The sequence below is a fragment of the Candidatus Pelagibacter sp. HIMB1495 genome, assembly GCF_052047955.1.
In the GTDB taxonomy this organism is placed as follows: Bacteria; Pseudomonadota; Alphaproteobacteria; order Pelagibacterales; family Pelagibacteraceae; genus Pelagibacter.
The window spans coordinates 443,079-459,705 of sequence record NZ_JBNAIQ010000001.1 but is presented as its reverse complement, the minus strand read 5'-3'; the positions used below and the strand labels follow the sequence as shown (position 1 = coordinate 459,705).

20 protein-coding genes are annotated in these 16,627 nt (G+C 29.4%); 13 read left to right on the top strand and 7 right to left on the bottom strand.

Translation table 11 applies throughout. The annotated features are described in order from the left end of the window. The first annotated feature begins 113 nt into the window (after positions 1-113). A complete protein-coding gene (locus tag ACTTAW_RS02465) occupies positions 114-284 on the top strand; it encodes a hypothetical protein (RefSeq protein ID WP_440650982.1) in 171 nt (56 codons plus the stop codon). Here ACTTAW_RS02465 and ACTTAW_RS02460 read toward each other — a convergent pair whose 3' ends face one another. Continuing rightward, the gene (locus tag ACTTAW_RS02460) at positions 285-674 is read right to left on the bottom strand and encodes an ATP-binding protein (RefSeq protein WP_440650981.1); all 390 of its coding nucleotides are present in this window, start codon (positions 672-674) and stop codon (positions 285-287) included. A gap of 68 nt (positions 675-742) precedes the next feature. On the opposite strand from ACTTAW_RS02460, the gene ACTTAW_RS02455 reads away from it, so the two are divergent. Beyond that, entirely contained in the window at positions 743-1,081 is a 339-nt protein-coding gene (locus ACTTAW_RS02455; RefSeq protein WP_440650980.1) for a heavy-metal-associated domain-containing protein, read from the top strand. On the opposite strand, the gene ACTTAW_RS02450 is transcribed toward ACTTAW_RS02455, so the two are convergent. Beyond that, positions 1,078-1,743 carry a hypothetical protein gene (locus ACTTAW_RS02450; protein ID WP_440650979.1) on the bottom strand — a complete coding sequence of 222 codons (666 nt, stop codon included), beginning with the start codon at positions 1,741-1,743 and terminating at the stop codon, positions 1,078-1,080. The two genes, ACTTAW_RS02455 and ACTTAW_RS02450, sit on opposite strands and share 4 nt — an antisense overlap. Beyond that, a complete protein-coding gene (locus tag ACTTAW_RS02445) occupies positions 1,743-2,687 on the bottom strand; it encodes a mitochondrial fission ELM1 family protein (RefSeq protein WP_440650978.1) in 945 nt (314 codons plus the stop codon). Before ACTTAW_RS02445 ends, ACTTAW_RS02450 begins: the two co-directional genes overlap by 1 nt. A 21-nt stretch (positions 2,688-2,708) precedes the next feature. On the opposite strand from ACTTAW_RS02445, the gene trxB reads away from it, so the two are divergent. From trxB to ACTTAW_RS02430, 3 genes are read left to right on the top strand one after another with little or no spacing between them, the layout of a single operon-like run. Next, positions 2,709-3,653: a thioredoxin-disulfide reductase gene (gene trxB, locus ACTTAW_RS02440; protein ID WP_440650977.1), complete on the top strand. Its 945-nt coding sequence runs from the start codon at positions 2,709-2,711 to the stop codon at positions 3,651-3,653. A gap of 41 nt (positions 3,654-3,694) precedes the next feature. Next, complete coding sequence (locus tag ACTTAW_RS02435; protein ID WP_440650976.1) at positions 3,695-4,717, top strand: NAD-dependent epimerase/dehydratase family protein; 1,023 nt, start codon at positions 3,695-3,697, stop codon at positions 4,715-4,717. A gap of 49 nt (positions 4,718-4,766) precedes the next feature. Beyond that, the gene (locus ACTTAW_RS02430) at positions 4,767-5,399 is read left to right on the top strand and encodes a hypothetical protein (RefSeq protein ID WP_440650975.1); all 633 of its coding nucleotides are present in this window, start codon (positions 4,767-4,769) and stop codon (positions 5,397-5,399) included. Positions 5,400-5,401: 2 nt separating this feature from the next. On the opposite strand, the gene ACTTAW_RS02425 is transcribed toward ACTTAW_RS02430, so the two are convergent. Both ACTTAW_RS02425 and ACTTAW_RS02420 read right to left on the bottom strand, forming a co-directional pair. Next, complete coding sequence (locus ACTTAW_RS02425; RefSeq protein ID WP_440650974.1) at positions 5,402-6,055, bottom strand: NAD(P)H-binding protein; 654 nt, start codon at positions 6,053-6,055, stop codon at positions 5,402-5,404. A 3-nt stretch (positions 6,056-6,058) separates the two neighbouring features. Beyond that, complete coding sequence (locus ACTTAW_RS02420) at positions 6,059-7,246, bottom strand: pyridoxal phosphate-dependent aminotransferase (RefSeq protein WP_440650973.1); 1,188 nt, start codon at positions 7,244-7,246, stop codon at positions 6,059-6,061. 36 nt (positions 7,247-7,282) lie between these two features. On the opposite strand from ACTTAW_RS02420, the gene uvrB reads away from it, so the two are divergent. The 5 genes from uvrB to pgsA are packed head-to-tail and all read left to right on the top strand — an operon-like array spanning position 7,283 to position 13,022. Next, complete coding sequence (uvrB, locus tag ACTTAW_RS02415) at positions 7,283-9,457, top strand: excinuclease ABC subunit UvrB (protein WP_440650972.1); 2,175 nt, start codon at positions 7,283-7,285, stop codon at positions 9,455-9,457. Next, a complete protein-coding gene (locus tag ACTTAW_RS02410; RefSeq protein WP_440650971.1) occupies positions 9,439-10,191 on the top strand; it encodes an SDR family oxidoreductase in 753 nt (250 codons plus the stop codon). Before uvrB ends, ACTTAW_RS02410 begins: the two co-directional genes overlap by 19 nt. Continuing rightward, positions 10,188-10,613, top strand: coding sequence for a dihydroneopterin aldolase (locus ACTTAW_RS02405; RefSeq protein ID WP_440613809.1), 426 nt, complete (start codon positions 10,188-10,190; stop codon positions 10,611-10,613). The genes ACTTAW_RS02410 and ACTTAW_RS02405 overlap by 4 nt, the downstream gene beginning before the upstream one ends. Next, on the top strand, positions 10,600-12,435 hold the full coding sequence (gene uvrC, locus ACTTAW_RS02400) for an excinuclease ABC subunit UvrC (protein WP_440650970.1): 1,836 nt from the start codon (positions 10,600-10,602) through the stop codon (positions 12,433-12,435). Before ACTTAW_RS02405 ends, uvrC begins: the two co-directional genes overlap by 14 nt. Before the next feature lie 2 nt (positions 12,436-12,437). After that, positions 12,438-13,022 (top strand): CDP-diacylglycerol--glycerol-3-phosphate 3-phosphatidyltransferase, encoded by a 585-nt coding sequence (gene pgsA / locus ACTTAW_RS02395; RefSeq protein ID WP_440613807.1) that lies wholly within the window; start codon positions 12,438-12,440, stop codon positions 13,020-13,022. Here the strand turns inward: pgsA and ACTTAW_RS02390 are convergent. Then, complete coding sequence (locus ACTTAW_RS02390) at positions 13,019-13,900, bottom strand: branched-chain amino acid aminotransferase (protein ID WP_075506379.1); 882 nt, start codon at positions 13,898-13,900, stop codon at positions 13,019-13,021. The two genes, pgsA and ACTTAW_RS02390, sit on opposite strands and share 4 nt — an antisense overlap. A gap of 72 nt (positions 13,901-13,972) precedes the next feature. Between ACTTAW_RS02390 and ACTTAW_RS02385 the strand changes: the two genes are divergently transcribed. The 3 genes from ACTTAW_RS02385 to ACTTAW_RS02375 are packed head-to-tail and all read left to right on the top strand — an operon-like array spanning position 13,973 to position 16,380. Beyond that, positions 13,973-14,410 (top strand): MarR family winged helix-turn-helix transcriptional regulator, encoded by a 438-nt coding sequence (locus ACTTAW_RS02385; RefSeq protein WP_428080895.1) that lies wholly within the window; start codon positions 13,973-13,975, stop codon positions 14,408-14,410. Continuing rightward, positions 14,403-15,080, top strand: a complete 678-nt coding sequence (locus ACTTAW_RS02380) for a response regulator (RefSeq protein WP_440650969.1) — start codon at positions 14,403-14,405, stop codon at positions 15,078-15,080. Before ACTTAW_RS02385 ends, ACTTAW_RS02380 begins: the two co-directional genes overlap by 8 nt. Continuing rightward, positions 15,061-16,380: an ATP-binding protein gene (locus tag ACTTAW_RS02375; protein ID WP_440650968.1), complete on the top strand. Its 1,320-nt coding sequence runs from the start codon at positions 15,061-15,063 to the stop codon at positions 16,378-16,380. The genes ACTTAW_RS02380 and ACTTAW_RS02375 overlap by 20 nt, the downstream gene beginning before the upstream one ends. Here ACTTAW_RS02375 and ACTTAW_RS02370 read toward each other — a convergent pair. Next, positions 16,358-16,609 (bottom strand): hypothetical protein, encoded by a 252-nt coding sequence (locus ACTTAW_RS02370; RefSeq protein ID WP_440650967.1) that lies wholly within the window; start codon positions 16,607-16,609, stop codon positions 16,358-16,360. The genes ACTTAW_RS02375 and ACTTAW_RS02370 overlap by 23 nt on opposite strands. Positions 16,610-16,627 lie beyond the last annotated feature (18 nt).

The following is a 16,627-nucleotide window of genomic DNA, read 5'->3' as shown; positions in this document are numbered from 1 at the left end:
ATGAATTAAATTGTAAAAATAAAAAAAATAGAACCATATGGGTTTATTCAAATAAAAGAAAACAAATCATTTTAACAAAAATTAATAGTTCAAAAACAAAAGTAAATTTCAAGATGGATAGACAAACCCCATCATCTTTTAAATCAAACGGTTCAATTGGGGGATTGCAGACTAATGTAACTTACAGTCAAAATTCTAACGAATTAGCAATGTTGCAAAAATCTTTAAGAGGTTCCAACCAATTTTATAAGTGCTCAAAACCAAAACTCATTAAAGAAGAATAGTTAAAAAATTAAAGTTAAAGTTGTACCTGGGCCAGCTTCATTGTGTTTGTACTCACAAAATTTAGAAGTTTTCTTTATAAAGTATACCCCCAGACCTCCAGGTCTGACTTTATCTAAATCTCTTGGTTTAATCGTATCTAATGGTACTTGTTCACCGTAGTCAGTAATTATTACTTTAAGCTCACTATCATTTATAATTTCTAAATTTAAATCAATTTTTTGATCTTTTTTCATTTTATATGAATACCTAATTACATTTTGCAAAGCTTCATCAATTGCTAAAGTTACGCTTGGTATTTCGATATTTGGTAAATTTGATTTACAAAAATCCTCTATTTTAGATCTTGTGTCTTTTAACTCAGATGGATTTGAAAGCATTTCTATATTCATAAATAAATTTCAATACTATTACCCAATATGGGTATATTAAATTAAAAAAAATAGTTTATAAAAGAATTATGAAAAAAATTTTACTAATTTTATTTGCATCATTAATATTTTTTCAAAACATAGTCAAAGCAGAAGTTGCTATGATTGGAGTTGTAGATGGAATGGTATGTATGGCATGCCAAGCAAAAGTTGAAAAAGAACTTAAAGCTGCAACAGGTGAAGGTAATGTTGAAGTTTCGTGGCCTGAGGGAGTTGCGTTTATAAACTTTGAAAATACTCCAAATTTTTCTGAAGAGGACTTTAAAAAGGTAATTGAGAATGCTGGTTTTGCAGTTGGTAAAGTTGCTACCTTAAATGAAAAAATTATTGATCCAAAATCTGGATTAATTTCATTAAATAAATTTTAATTTTTTACTTTCCAATCAGTTTCAAAAGTCACATAGTTTACTTGTAAACATCTTCTTTCTTTAAGAATACTCTTTTTTTCCATGCCATGCCAAGTATTTGGTCCACTAGTAAAAAGATAACCGTAGTTATTTCTGTAGGGTAATGTTTTAACTTTCTCTAATTTTTCATTGTAAAAATCTGTCCCCAAATCTTCAGACTCATTAGTTTTATTTACAAAGATCAATCCTGACATTAATTTTTCTTTAATATCACAGTGTGGTTTTAACCAAAATCCTTCTCTATCACAAATTACTTCTACTCTTACATATGAGTTAGATAGATCTTTATTTATCATTTTGGATATTGTCTCAAAAGTTTCTTTTGACTGAAGTTCATTTATAAATTTAACAAGATTTGGAAATTGCGAACTATTCTCTTTTGTTACAAAACATCTAAATTTTATTGCTTTACCACCAGAAGAAATACCCTCTCTAAATTCTGCTGCTCCTCCATCAATTGCTCTTGTCCCGTCATAATTCAAATTATGCTCACTTAAATTTGGAATATCTGCTTTAATAATCTCTTCAATTGCTCCGTCAGATAGAGCATTGCTATATTCCCAATGGTCAAATGGTGTTTCATATTTTTTTGAATTATTTTTTATGGAATTTAAAAATGACATTAAGATTGAATTTTTTCTTTAATAATTTTTGCTACTCTATTCGTTTCATCTAGTTTTTCATAGTTCCAATTTTCAATTTCCTCACCTAAGTTTCTAGTGATATTTAGTTCTCTAAATAAGTTTCTAAATCTTTGGAATCTTTTGTCATTCTTTTTTGGCAAAATATTAGCAACATAAATTGGTTTACCTGTCAAAGCAGCTTCTGAGATCATTGAGCTAGAGTCACATGTAACAACTATATTTTCAGATAAAGCTAATGCAGATAAATATGCCTTTTTATCTACATTCATAATCACAGTGTGATTTTCTCCAAAAAACTCTTTTGCATAATGAATAGTATTTATTGGGGTTCTCATTGATGGGATTACAACTAATTGGAAATCATGTTTCTTCATTAATTTATAAAACATTGAGAAAATATGTTTCATATTTTTAGTTGAATAATCATAATATTTTGTTGGTCCTCCCATAATTAAACACCAAATTTTTCTTTCGTCCTGTTTGATAAAAGATTTTAAATAATCTTTATTTTCTTTAATTTCTTTCTCTGAAAGATAATGAATAGCTCCCTTTGTGCTAATAACATTATCGCCATTAATTCCATCATGTTCTGGAGCAACAATAAAATCGAAATGATTAAAATCTATTTTTGGATCTTGGATATGAATATTAAATATTTTTTTTTTAGAAATACTTTTTAAGTGAATAGATGGAATTACGCTCTTTCTTCCACATGAGATTATTAAATCAAAATCATTATCTTCGATCTTTTTATAAATATTTTGAGAAATTGGAGTAAATTTAGGTGGAACAAGTTTCCAAATACTTTTTAGTTCAACCTTGTGGTGAGTAAAATCAATATCAAGTGCTTTAGCAAGTCCCTCGACTTGACTAATCATTCCATGCATTCCTTGAGTTAATAATAAACCTTTTAATTTAGACATTAATCACTATATAGCTTTCATATGAGTCAAAATCCAACTAAACACACAAAAGTGTTAATAATTGGATCCGGTCCTGCCGGATACACAGCAGCTGTTTATGCTGCACGAGCAATGTTAAATCCTATCCTTGTTCATGGTGCTCAACCAGGCGGACAATTAACAACTACAACTGATGTGGAAAATTTTCCAGGCTTTGCAGAAGTAATTCAAGGACCGTGGCTAATGGATCAAATGAGAGACCAAGCAAAAGCTGTTGGAACAGAAATGATAGAAGACCATATTGGATCAGTGAATTTAAATTCTACACCATTTGAGGCTATTGGTGACAGCGGACAAAAATATACTGCAGATAGCATAATTATTTCAACTGGTGCACAAGCAAGATGGTTAAACATTAAATCTGAACAAGAATTTAGAGGATTTGGAGTTTCAGCATGTGCTACATGTGATGGTTTCTTTTTTAAAGATAAAGAAGTTGCTGTAGTTGGAGGTGGTAATGCTGCAGTAGAAGAAGCAATGTTTCTTACAAAATTTGCATCAAAAGTAAAATTAATTCATAGAAGAGATAGTTTGAGAGCTGAAAAGATGCTTCAAAAGAAATTGATGGAAAATAAAAAAATTGAAATTGTTTGGGACTCTGTTGTTGAGGATGTTTTAGGGGATAGTGAGCCTAAAAATGTTAAAGGGATAAAAATTAAAAATTTAAAAACTGATAAAACAGAAGAAGTAAAATTAGATGGGTTATTTATTGCAATTGGTCATGATCCTGCAACACAACTTTTCAAGGATCAGTTAGAAATGGATAAAGAAGGATACTTAATTACAAAACCAGACTCTACAGAAACAAATATTCCAGGAGTTTACGCTGCGGGGGATGTTAAAGATAAAACTTTTCGACAAGCAGTGACAGCAGCTGGTATGGGTTGTATGGCTGCATTAGAAGCAGAAAAATTCTTATCTCATTAATTTGAGATTACAATTACTAACTGACTAAAAAGAGAGGTATTATGACTGATAAGGTATTATTAACTGGAATAAGTGGATGGATTGCTAAACATACTGCAATAGAATTATTAAATTCAGGCTACGAAGTTTTAGGAACAGTTAGAAGTGACGATGTAATTTCTCAAACAAAAGAGACAATTAGTAAATATGCATCGATAGATAAGTTATCTTTTATAAAACTTGATCTTTTAAGTGATGAAGGTTGGGAAGAAGCTGCAAAAGGATGCAAATATATAATTCATATGGCTTCCCCTTTTCCAATGAAGGTTTCAAAAAATAGAGAAAATTTAATACCAGTTGCAAAAGATGGAACTTTAAGAGTTTTAAATGCTGGCATCAAAGCAAATGCAGAGCAATTTGTAGTTACATCTTCAATTGCAGCAATGTTTAGAAAACGAAATAGATCAAATCCTTATTCATTTAGTGAAAATGATTGGACTGATGAAAATTGGGTTGAAGGAGTTAATGATTATTTTCTATCGAAAACAGTTGCTGAAAAAGCGGCCTGGGAATTAATGGAAAGCAAAGGTATTAAAAATAAACTTACTTGTATAAATCCTGGTGGAGTATTTGGAGATGCTTTGGATACCAAAAGTGGGACATCGATTGAATATGTAAGACAATTTTTAAAAGGTAAATTTCCAGCAACACCTAAATGGGGAATATTAATATCTGATGTTAAAGATGTAGCAAAATCTCATGTTGCTAGCCTAGGAAATTCAAAAGTTGGTAGCAGAAGATTAATAATTGGAAAAGAAGTTAAAACATTACTTGAAACATCAAAAATATTAGCAGAAGCATTACCAGAGTATGCAAAAAAACTACCTAAAAAAACTTTACCAAATTTTATGGTGAAATTTATTAGCATGTTAGACTCAAGTGCAAAAACAATGATCCCTGATCTTGAATTAGAGATGAAGCCAGAGACAAAATATGCTGAAGATTTAATTGGTTTTGAATTTAAACCAGCAAGTGGGGCTTTAATTGATGCTGGAAAATCGGTAGTAAGATTAGGCTTAGTATAAAAATTTTGTATAACCTCATCTTTAAATTTCAGGTATAAAATTAATCCAAATGAACAGAAGGAAATTTATAAAAACTGTAAGTCAAATTTTGATTGCTTGGGGATTAAGCCCAAAGCTCGCGTTTGCCTCAGAAACTAATAAAATATTATCAGGAAAATTTTTCATAAATGGTAAGGAAGCAGAATTAAATTTTCAGGATTTAAATAGTACTACAATTGAAACAAAAGATGAAAAATCAATAATTAAAGTAAAAGATGATTTTTATTTGATAAGACCTGAAACTAAACTTCAATTTGTCTCAAAAAACTTATTAAAAGTTATTAAAGGTTCTGTTCATGCAGTCTTTGGAAAAAGACAAGAGGAGTTAAATGTTGAAATTCCTCACGGTACAATTGGAATAAGAGGAACTTCTATTTTCATTGATATTGAGCCTAAACAGAACAGAAGTTATTTTTGTAATTGTTACGGAGAAACAGTTCTGTATGACAAAAAAGGGAATTTATTAGAAACTGTAGTTTCATATGGACACGAATCTGGTGCACTTACAGAGGATGGAAAATTTAAAAGGTATGGAATTAATTATTTAAAAAATATTTATGCTTTAAGACACCCAAAAATATTTGATGAAGAAATGGAAAAAGTTGGGTGCATCGTAGAAAACAGCCATTGTACCTTAAAATAATTTTATTTTACTAAATCTGAAATTTGGTCTGATTCAAAAATTTTTTGATCAATATTATCATTTGCAAGTTTAATCATTGCTTTTGCAATTGTTTCTGAATGAATTGATTTCATTTTCTTTAATGGTCCAACAAATAAAGGATTTAAGAGTTTAAAAATAATTATTCCTATTTTCTCTCCCAGTCTAAATTCTTTTCTATTACCCAATATAAATGACGGTCTCATAATTCCTATTTTAGAAAAACCTAAATTTAAGATCTCTTCTTCTACTAGGCCCTTATATTTTAAATAATCTCCTGAACTTTTAGAATTTGCGTATCCTGAAGACACAAAAAAATAAGAATTAATATTATTAGATTTTGCAATTTGGGCCACTTGTTTTGGAATATCTAATTCAATTCTTTGATATTCATTTTTATCAGGAGAATTTTTTTTTGTTGTCCCAATACAAAAATAACATTCGTCTCCATTAATTTCTTCTTTGTATTTTTCTAAATTATTAAAATCAGTTTGAATTACTTCAATTTTTGAGTTGTTTATTTCAGTTGAAGAACGAACAAATATTTTAATTTTAGAATAATTATCATTCTGAATAAGTTGGTTTAAAACATGACCTCCAACTAATCCAGTTGAGCCAAATAGTAATGCTGTTTTCACTTCTTAAGAAAGGCTTTCGCAAAAGGATTTTATTCTATCCATTGCTTTCTTCAAATTTTGCATTGAAGTAGCATAAGAAATTCTAAAGTATCCATCTAAACCAAATGCAGAGCCTTGTACTACTGCTACATTAGATTGCTCAAGTAGTTTTTGAACAAACTCGGTATCAGTTTTCAATTTAGTTTTTTTATTTAACAATCCCTTACAACTTGGGAATACATAAAAAGCTCCGTTAGGGGTTAAACAATTTATACCATTAATGCTGTTTAAACTTTTTACTACAAAATCTCTTCTTTCTTTGAAAGCTTTTGATCTTTTTTTTATGAAACCTTGATTTCCATTTAAAGCTTCAACAGCAGCTGCTTGGCTGATTGATGATGGGTTTGATGTAGATTGAGATTGAATTTTACCAATTGCTTTAATTATATCTTTTGGCCCAGCGGCATACCCTATTCTCCAACCTGTCATTGCATAAGATTTACTAACGCCATTCATTGTCAAAGTTCTATCTTTCAATTTTGAATTTTGAGCAATAGTATAAAAATTAAAATTATCATATGCTATATGTTCATAGATATCGTCACTTAAAATATGAACTTTTTTATTTTTAATTAAAACTTTAGCTAAATCTTCAATTTCTTTTTTTGAGTAGCCTGCTCCAGTTGGATTTGAAGGTGAATTTAAAATCACCCATTTTGTTTTTTTAGTAATAGCTTTTTTTAATTTACTTGGAGTTAGTTTAAATCCTTCTTCTTCTGTACACTTTACTATCTTTGGTTTACCGCCCGCTAATAAAACCATATCAGGATAAGAAACCCAGAAAGGTGCAGGAATAATTACTTCATCACCTTTATTCAAAGTTGCCATGAAAGCATTATAAAGAACTTGTTTTCCACCTGTTCCAACAGTGATTTGATTAGTAGTGTAATTAATTTTGTTTTCTCTTTTAAACTTATCTACGATTGCTTTTTTTAAAGCAGGTGTTCCGTCTACAGCTGTGTATTTGGTGTCTCCACTTTTGATAGCTTTAATTGCAGCATTTTTAATATTATCTGGTGTATCGAAATCTGGTTCTCCAGCCCCAAGTCCAATTACATCTTTTCCTGCAGCTCTAAGTTCTCTTGCTTTTTGAGTAACTGCAATAGTTGGTGATGGTTTAATTCGTTTTAAACTGTCTGATATTATGCTCATTGAAATATAAATAAATTCTAATACGCTGTTTAATATATGGAAAATACTTATCAAGATTTAATTACAGATATTCAGAGTAAAAATCCTAAAATTGGTGGAAAACTCGAAGGTGGAAAAAAATTCAAAATTAAATCTGATTTTAAACCTGCAGGTGATCAACCAGAAGCTATTAAGAAATTAGTAAATGGTGCAAATAAAGATCAATTTAATCAAGTATTACTTGGAGTTACAGGATCTGGAAAAACTTTTACAATGGCAAAAGTAATCGAGGCTACTAATAGACCAGCATTGATACTTGCTCCAAACAAAACACTTGCAGCACAACTCTATGGAGAAATGAAAACATTTTTTCCAGATAATGCAGTTGAGTACTTTGTCTCTTATTATGACTATTATACACCGGAGGCTTATGTTCCAAGATCTGACACTTATATAGAAAAAGAGGCATCGATTAATGAACAAATTGATCGAATGAGACACTCTGCAACCAGATCTCTTTTGGAAAGAGATGATGTTTTAATTGTAGCAAGTGTTTCATGTATTTATGGATTAGGTTCTGTTGAGGCGTACAGTAAAATGACGCTAACTCTTCAAAAAAATAATGATTACAACAGAGAAGAAATAATTAAATCTTTAGTAGCTTTACAATACAAAAGAAATGATCAAAATTTTTATAGAGGAACATTTAGAGCAAGAGGAGAATATTTAGAAATATTTCCCTCCCATCTAGAAGATAGAGCTTGGAGGCTTTGTCTATTTGGAGATAAATTAGAACAAATTGAAGAGTTTGATCCTTTAACTGGTGATAAAGTTAGAGAACTAAGTTTAGTAAAAGTCTATGCGAATAGTCATTACATAACTCCTAAGCCCACAATCGAACAGGCAGTTATTAATATTAAAAAAGAATTAGAAATAACTTTAAAAAAACATAGAGCAGAAAATAAATTATTAGAGGCTCAAAGGTTAGAAGAAAGAACTAAGTTTGATTTAGAAATGATTGAAGCAACTGGTTCTTGTGCTGGAATTGAAAACTATTCAAGATTTTTATCTGGAAGAAAACCGGGAGAACCCCCTCCTACTCTATTTGAATATTTTCCAGATAACACATTAATATTTGTTGATGAATGTCACGTGACTGTTCCACAACTTAATGGAATGTATAAAGGAGATAGATCAAGAAAAAGTACTCTTGCAGAATATGGTTTTAGACTGCCATCATGCATGGATAATAGGCCATTAAAGTTTGAAGAGTGGGATTTAATGAGAACTCAAACTGTATTTGTATCTGCAACACCAGGACCATGGGAACTAGAGCAAACAAAAGGGAAATTTATTGATCAAGTTATCAGACCAACTGGACTAATTGATCCTGTAGTTGAAATTAGACCTGCAAAAAATCAGGTAGATGATTTGATGCACGAATGCAAAAGAGTGATTGAAAACAATCATCGAGTTTTAGTCACAACTCTTACCAAGAAAATGGCAGAAGATTTAACTGAATATCTTCATGAAAATGGAATTAAAGTCAGGTACCTTCACTCAGATATCGATACTTTAGAGAGAATTGAAATAATGAGAGATTTGAGGATGGGTGTATTCGATGTTTTAGTTGGTATCAACTTATTAAGAGAAGGTCTTGATATTCCTGAATGTGCATTAGTTGGAATTTTAGATGCAGACAAAGAAGGTTTTCTAAGATCAGAAACTTCTCTCATTCAAACAATAGGAAGAGCAGCAAGAAATGTAGATGGAAAAGTTATTTTGTATGCTGATAAAGAGACTAAAAGTATAAAAAAGGCAGTTGCTGAAACTGATAGAAGAAGAAATATTCAAATAGCTTACAATAAAAAACATAAAATTAGTGCTACATCAGTTAAAAAAGAAATAAGTGACATTTTAGAAAGTGTTTATGAAAAGGATTATGTAAAAATAAGTGAGGGCTCTAATGTTGGAGGAAACTTAAAAAAACACCTCAAAGCACTAGATAAAAAGATGAAAGAAGCTGCATCTAATCTTGAATTTGAAGAAGCTGCTAAAATTAGAGATGAAATAAGAAAATTAGAAAGCAGTGAATTAGAAATTACATTAAATCCCAAAATAAGGCAGTATGATGTAAAAAATAAACTTTATCCTAAAGGTCGATCAACAATGGGAATGCCTGGAACAAAAGTTACAAAAAAAAGAGATAAAAAATGGAAGCACGGAAAATAATTATAACAGGTGGAGCAACAAGAATTGGTGCTGCAATTGCAAAAAAATTATCTGGTCCTAATAAAGAAATTTTAATTCATTTCAATAAATCAAAATTAAAAGCTGAGAAATTAAAAAAAGAACTATCAAATAATGGTACTAAAGTTTACTTGGTTAGAGGTGATTTGAGTAAAGAAAATGATGTAAATAAAATTGTAAAATACGCAAAATCAAAACTTAAATACTTTGATTGTCTAATCAATAATGCCTCTTTGTTTGAAAATGATAAATTAGAAAACTTTACAACAGATAGTTGGGGGCAACATTTAAGAACAAATTTAAGAACACCTGCATTATTATCAAAAGAGTTTGCAAAAAATGTTAAAGGAAAAAATAACAATATAATTAATATTATTGATCAAAGAGTATTTAAACTAACTCCATATTTTTTTTCCTATACCATAAGTAAAACTGGACTTTATACATTGACTAAAACTAGTGCTATGAGTTTAGCTCCAAAGATTAGAGTAAACGGTATAGCGCCTGGCCCAACTATTAAAAATCAAAGACAATCTGAAAAACATTTTAGAAAACAGTATTTAGCAACCCCACTAAAAAGACAAGTTGATGTTGAACAAATATGTAATGCTGTTGACTTTTTTATAAAAAATATATCTATTACAGGTCAAGTTTTAGCAATAGATAGTGGGCAAAATTTAAACTGGCAAACACCAGATATAATGGGCAAAGAATGAAAAGAAGTAATTTTAAAATTGTAAAAATTGATAAAAACAAAAGTCTTTTTAATTACGAAAAGAAAATTCTAATTAATGAACTAATCTTAAATTTAAAACTTGGCTATTATGACTTTGAAAAGAAAAAACCACAAAAAGTTAAATTTAGCCTAGAGATTGATTACGAGGATAAAAAGCCATCAAGTGATAAAGATATAAAGTCGATTGTAAATTATGGAACAATTGTAAAATTGATCACAAAACTTGTTAAAAAAAAACATTACAACTTTCTTGAAACATTAGCTGAGGCTGTATTTGATGAATTATTCAAAGATCAAAGAATTGCTAAAATAATGCTGAAAATTGAGAAATTAGAAATTCTTAAGCAATGTTCATCTGTTGGTATTCAAATTACCAAAAAAAGAAGTCATGATAAGCTCTGAAATAGGAAAAGAGGTAATTAAAAAAGAACTTTCGCTAGTACCTAAACTTCCTGGTGTCTACAGGATGTTAAATGAAAAAAATGAAATTCTTTATGTAGGAAAAGCAAAAAATCTTCCTAATAGACTTAAAAGTTATGTATCTGAAAAAAATCACATAATTAGAACAGAGAGAATGTTGTCTCAAACAAGAAAATTAGAGATAACGACTACTTCAAATGAAAGTGAAGCGTTACTATTAGAAGCAAACCTAATTAAAAAATTTAAACCAAAATTCAATATTTTATTAAGGGATGATAAGTCATTTCCATTCATCTTTATTGGTAACAAGGATAAATGGCCACAAATCAAAAGACATAGAGGAAAAAAGACAAAAGAAGGATTTTATTTCGGACCTTTCGCATCAGCAGGTTCGGCTAACTGGACAATTAAGATGATCCAAAAAATTTTTCATCTAAGAGTTTGTGATGATACTGTTTTTAAAAATAGAGAAAGACCTTGTATCCTTTATCAAATTAAAAGATGTTCTGGTCCATGTGTTGGTTATGTTGAAAAAAATGATTATCAACAAACAGTTGATGATGCCATTGAATTTGTATCAGGTAAATCAAGGAAAATTCAAAAAAATCTTTCAAGTCAAATGGAAAGGGCAAGTGAGGAATTGGAATTTGAAAAAGCAGTAATTTTAAGAGATAGAATTAAAGCTTTAAATATTATTCAATCTTCTCAAAGAATTAATGAGGCAAATTTAGTAGAGGCAGATGTTATTGCTGGATACAAAGAGTCTGGCAAAACTTGTATTCAAGTATTTTTTTATCGTTCAAAGCAAAATTGGGGTAACCAAGCTTTTTTTCCAAAACATGACCCAGATGAAAAATTAGGAGATATTTTAAACTCATTTGTTTCACAATTTTATGAAAATAAAAGTGTGCCTTCTGCAATAATATTATCTGAAGAAATAAAAGAAAAAGTTTTAATTGAAAAAACTTTAACTCAAAAAGAGGGAAAACAAATTAATATCAGTGTTGCTAAAAAAGGCTCAAAATTAAAAGTAGTTAATCAAGCAATAAAAAATGCAAAAGATAGTTTGAATAGAAAACTTTATGAAAGTCAGAATAATCGAGAACTTTTTGATGAAGTTGCAAAGAAATTCAATCTTGAGACAAATATAAATTTAATTGAGGTTTATGATAACAGTCATATCCAAGGAACAAATAGTGTTGGGGCTTTAATTGCATATGGTGATGAGGGATTTATTAAAAAAAGATATCGAAAGTTCAACATCAAGCACAAAAAAAATGAGCAAGATGATTACGGTATGATGAGAGAAGTATTAAACAGAAGGTTTAAACGTGCTGTTCAGGAAAAAGATAATTATCTCTCTTTTCCTGATTTAGTATTAGTTGATGGAGGAAAAGGACAATATTCAGTAGCTAGAGAAAGTTTGAATGAGTTGGGGCTTCACGACATTCCAATTATTGCAATAGCAAAAGGTAAATTTCGTAATAGTGGAAATGAAACATTCTTTCACAATGGCAAAGAATATAAATTCTCAAAAAATGACCCCACTCTATTCTTCCTTCAAAGGATAAGAGATGAATCACACAGATTTGCAATCAGTGCCCATAGAGCAAAGAGAAAAAAAGGAATTAGTAAATCTTTACTGGACCAAATTGAGGGTATTGGAGCAATTAGAAAAAGAGCACTGTTAAACCATTTTGGGTCAGCAAGATCTGTTGAGTCTGCTAGTTTAGATGAAATTAAATCTGTTGAAGGTGTTGAAGAAAAAGTAGCAAAAAAGATATATAACTTCTTTCACGAATAATTATGTTAAAAAAAATTCCAAATATTCTGACAATAGGGAGAATAATAATTGTACCCTTCTTTGTTTTAGCATTTTATCTCCCAGGTTTTTATGGTGATTTAACTGCTTTAATTTTATTTATAATTGCTTCATTTACAGATTTCTTAGATGGCATGTTAGCTAGAATGTTAGGACAAGAGTCTAAATTGGGAGAACTATTAGATCCAATTGCAGATAAAATTATAGTCGCTACAGCTCTAATTTTACTGGTGATGGATGGAACAATCAGAAATTATGAGGTTATTGCAGCTATAATAATTTTAACTAGAGAAATTTTAATTTCTGGATTACGAGAATTTTTAGCAAAAGGTCAGATTAAACTTCCAGTTTCAAATCTTGCTAAACTCAAAACAGTGTTACAAATGGTTGCTATTGGTCTTCTGCTTTCAGGAGATACTGGAAACAAAATAATCAACTTTGAAAATTATAATGCTCAAACTATTGGAATTATTCTTTTATGGTTATCAGCTGCGCTTACTTTATTTACAGGTTATGATTATTTACGAAAGGGTATTGATCACGCAATATCTGAAGATAACAAAGATTAAGCTGCTTTTTTCTTTCTCACCAGCGCTTGATAGCTTTCATTAAGATCGATGATGGTATCACAAACTTTGAATTGATTTTCTGCAATACAAGATACAGGTGTAACTTCAGCAGCAGTTCCTGTTAAAAAGCATCCTACAAAGTTAGGAAGTTCTGTTGGACTAATTTTTCTTTCATGTACTTTTATATTTTTTGATTTTGCAATTCCAATTACAGTTCTTCTCGTAATTCCATCTAAGAATGAATCTGGAATTGGTGTGTGAATTTCTCCATTTTTATCTTTAAAAAATACATTAGCCCCTGTTGCTTCAGCAATATTTCCTTCGTGATCCAACATTAAAGAATCTGTGTAACCTTGTTTTTCAGCTTCATGTTTTGATAATGTGCAAATCATATACAAACCTGATGCTTTAGTATCCCAAGGTATAGTATTGGGAGCTGGTCTTCTCCAGTTTGAAATATTTAATTTGATGCCTTCAACTTTTAGTTTTGGATCAAAGTAAGATCCCCACTCCCAAGTTGCAATCGCAACATGAATTTTTGTTTGTTGTGCTGATATGGCCATCATTTCAGTGCCTCTCCAAGCTACTGGTCTTACATATCCATTTTCTACATTCTGAGTTGCAATTATTTTATTTGAAGCAGTATTTATTTGCTCTTCAGTATAAGGAATTTCAAAACCCATTCTTCTAGCAGAATGAAAAAATCTAGATGTATGTTCCTCTAATTTAAAAATAGAGCCATCATAAACTCTTTCACCTTCAAATACACAACTCGCATAATGCAAACCATGACTTAACACATGGAGTTTTACATCTCCCCAATCAACAAGTTCATCGTTGTACCAAATTTTTCCAGATCTTTTATCGTACGGTATCATTAGTGAAAATATTTTAAAATATCAGTGAAAAATATCTTTGTATCTTTGATATGTCAATATAACTTACCCATTATGAAAGAACTTTTATATCTTAAAGACGATCAACTTAAGGGTTTAATTGAAAAATTATTTGTTAGTTACAGAGAGACATTTTCTGACTCTAAAAAAATTTTAGATAAATATTCAATTGGTGTAGCCCACCATAAGGTTATTCACCTAATTTCATCTTATGAAGGTATCTCTATTTCAGATCTTCTAAAAAAATTAAAAGTAACTAAGCAGAGCCTCAACAGAGTTTTAAAAGATTTAATAAAGTTAGATATCGTCATATTTAAGAAAAATGATCAGGATACAAGGGTTAAACATGTGTTTTTAAACGAAAAAGGAAAGAAAATATTTGAAGAAATTTTTAATTTACAAAAAAAAAGAATTTATTCTGCTCTTTTAAATTCAACTTCAGAAGAAGTTGTTAATTTTGACAATGTATTAAATAAAATAATTAATGGATAATTTTTTAGCTCATATTTTAGTAGTTGATGACGACGATGGTATTAGATCATTAGTAAAGAAATTTTTAAACGAAAATAATTATTTAGTTACTACAGCTGACAGTGCTGAAGATGCTTCAGAGAAAATAAAAATAATAAAGTTTGATTTAATTGTGCTTGATATAATGATGCCTGGAAAGAATGGATTAGAATTTATAGAAGAAAATAAAAAAAATCTAGATACTCCGATAATACTTCTTACTGCTAAAGGAGAAGCTAAGGAAAGAATAGAAGGTCTTGAGGTGGGTGCAGACGATTATTTACCTAAACCATTTGAACCTAAAGAATTAATTCTAAGAATTAAAAACATTTTAGATAAAACAAAAAAAACTGAGCAAAAAAGAATTATTGAATTTGAAAATGTCAAAATCGACTTAAATAAACTTTTAATTATTAGAGATCAAAAAGAATTTAAAATTAATAATACTGAAAAGACAATTTTAGAAAAAATGATTAATAGTCCTGGAAAAACATTTTCGAGAGAAGACATAGGAAAATTGATTAATCTTGATAAAGAAAGATCCATTGATGTTATTATTACTAGATTGAGAAAAAAAATTGAAATAGACCAAAAAAGTCCTAAGTTTTTGCAAACAATTAGAGGTGCAGGATATGTTCTCTGGATTGAGTAATTTTTTTAAAAAAGTTTTACCAAAAAGATTATTTTATAGAGCACTCTTAATTGTTGCGGTCCCTGTAATTACTATCCAATTGATAATCACCATTGTTTTCTTTGATAGTTTGTGGATTAAAACTAATAAAGGTATGACCAGAACTCTGGTTAATGAAATTAGTGCTTTTGTAGAAGCTTATCAAAATGAAGAAAATGATAAACAAGAAGTAACAAACCTTTTTTCATTATTTCTAGATTTAAATATTGAATTAGTTGTTGATGAAAAATTAAGTGATCAAAATAAAGAAAGATGGTTTAGTCCAATTGATCGAACTTTAAGAAGAGAATTGAAGTCTAAATTTTCTCCTGAGATCTTCTGGTTTAATACTACAAACTATAAAGAACTAGTTGATTTAAGAATAAAGTATGAAGATGGATATTTTAAATTTTTAGTTCCAAAAGATCGAGTCACTAGTACCTCTGCAAGAATATTTGCACTATGGATTACAGTTCCTGCAATTATAATGGTTATTATTTCACTAATATTTTTAAAGAACCAAACGAGGCCAATTACAAATTTAGCTCGAGCTGCTGAAAGATTTGGAAAAGGAGAAGACATAGAAGAATTTAAACCCTCAGGAGCACTTGAGATACGTCAAGCAGGTCATGAATTTGACAAAATGAGAAAGAGAATTGAAAGACATCTTAATCAGAGAACTGAAATGTTATCGGGTATTAGTCATGATTTAAGAACTCCTTTAACAAGAATGAAGCTACAATTAGCTTTTCTTAAAGATAAAGATGCAGTTGATAAGTTAACAGATGATATTAACGAAATGGAAAAAATGCTTAATGAATATCTGCAATTTACAAGTTCATCGTATGTTGAGAAGGACGAAATGTTTAACCTTTCAGAACTAATAGAGGAAATTATAAAAAAATATAATAATAAAAACATTTCTCATAATTTAATTCCTAGAATTTACATTAATGGTAGAAAGAACCTTATCAATAGATCTTTAAATAACCTGATTGATAACGGATTAAAATATGCAAACAAAGTTGAAATAAGCCTAAATAAAAAAAATACAAATCTATTTATAATTATTGATGATGATGGCCCTGGGATACCTAAAAAAGAACATGAAAACGTATTTAAACCTTTTTACAAGATGGACAAAGGAAGAAATGATTCAAAATCTAGTGTTGGATTAGGATTATCAATTGCTTCTGATATTATCAAATCCCATGGTGGAAACATTATGCTGGAAAAATCAAAATTTAATGGGCTAAGAGTTAAGATCTTTTTGCCAGTCTAGTTTTCCTCTTTTTTTTTGTTTCTAATTTTGAAATTTTATTTTCTAAATTTTCTACTCTCTTTGAAAGAATCTCAAATTCATCCTTACTAGTAAGTTTCATTTTAAAAACAAATTCATCTCTCTTTGATTTAAATATATTTAAGATTTCAGATGATAAATCTTTTGAAGTTATTAATCCCTGCTCTAGTAGTTTTGCAAATTTATCAATTATAAATTTAGAATTTTTCATATTTGAGATATACAATAT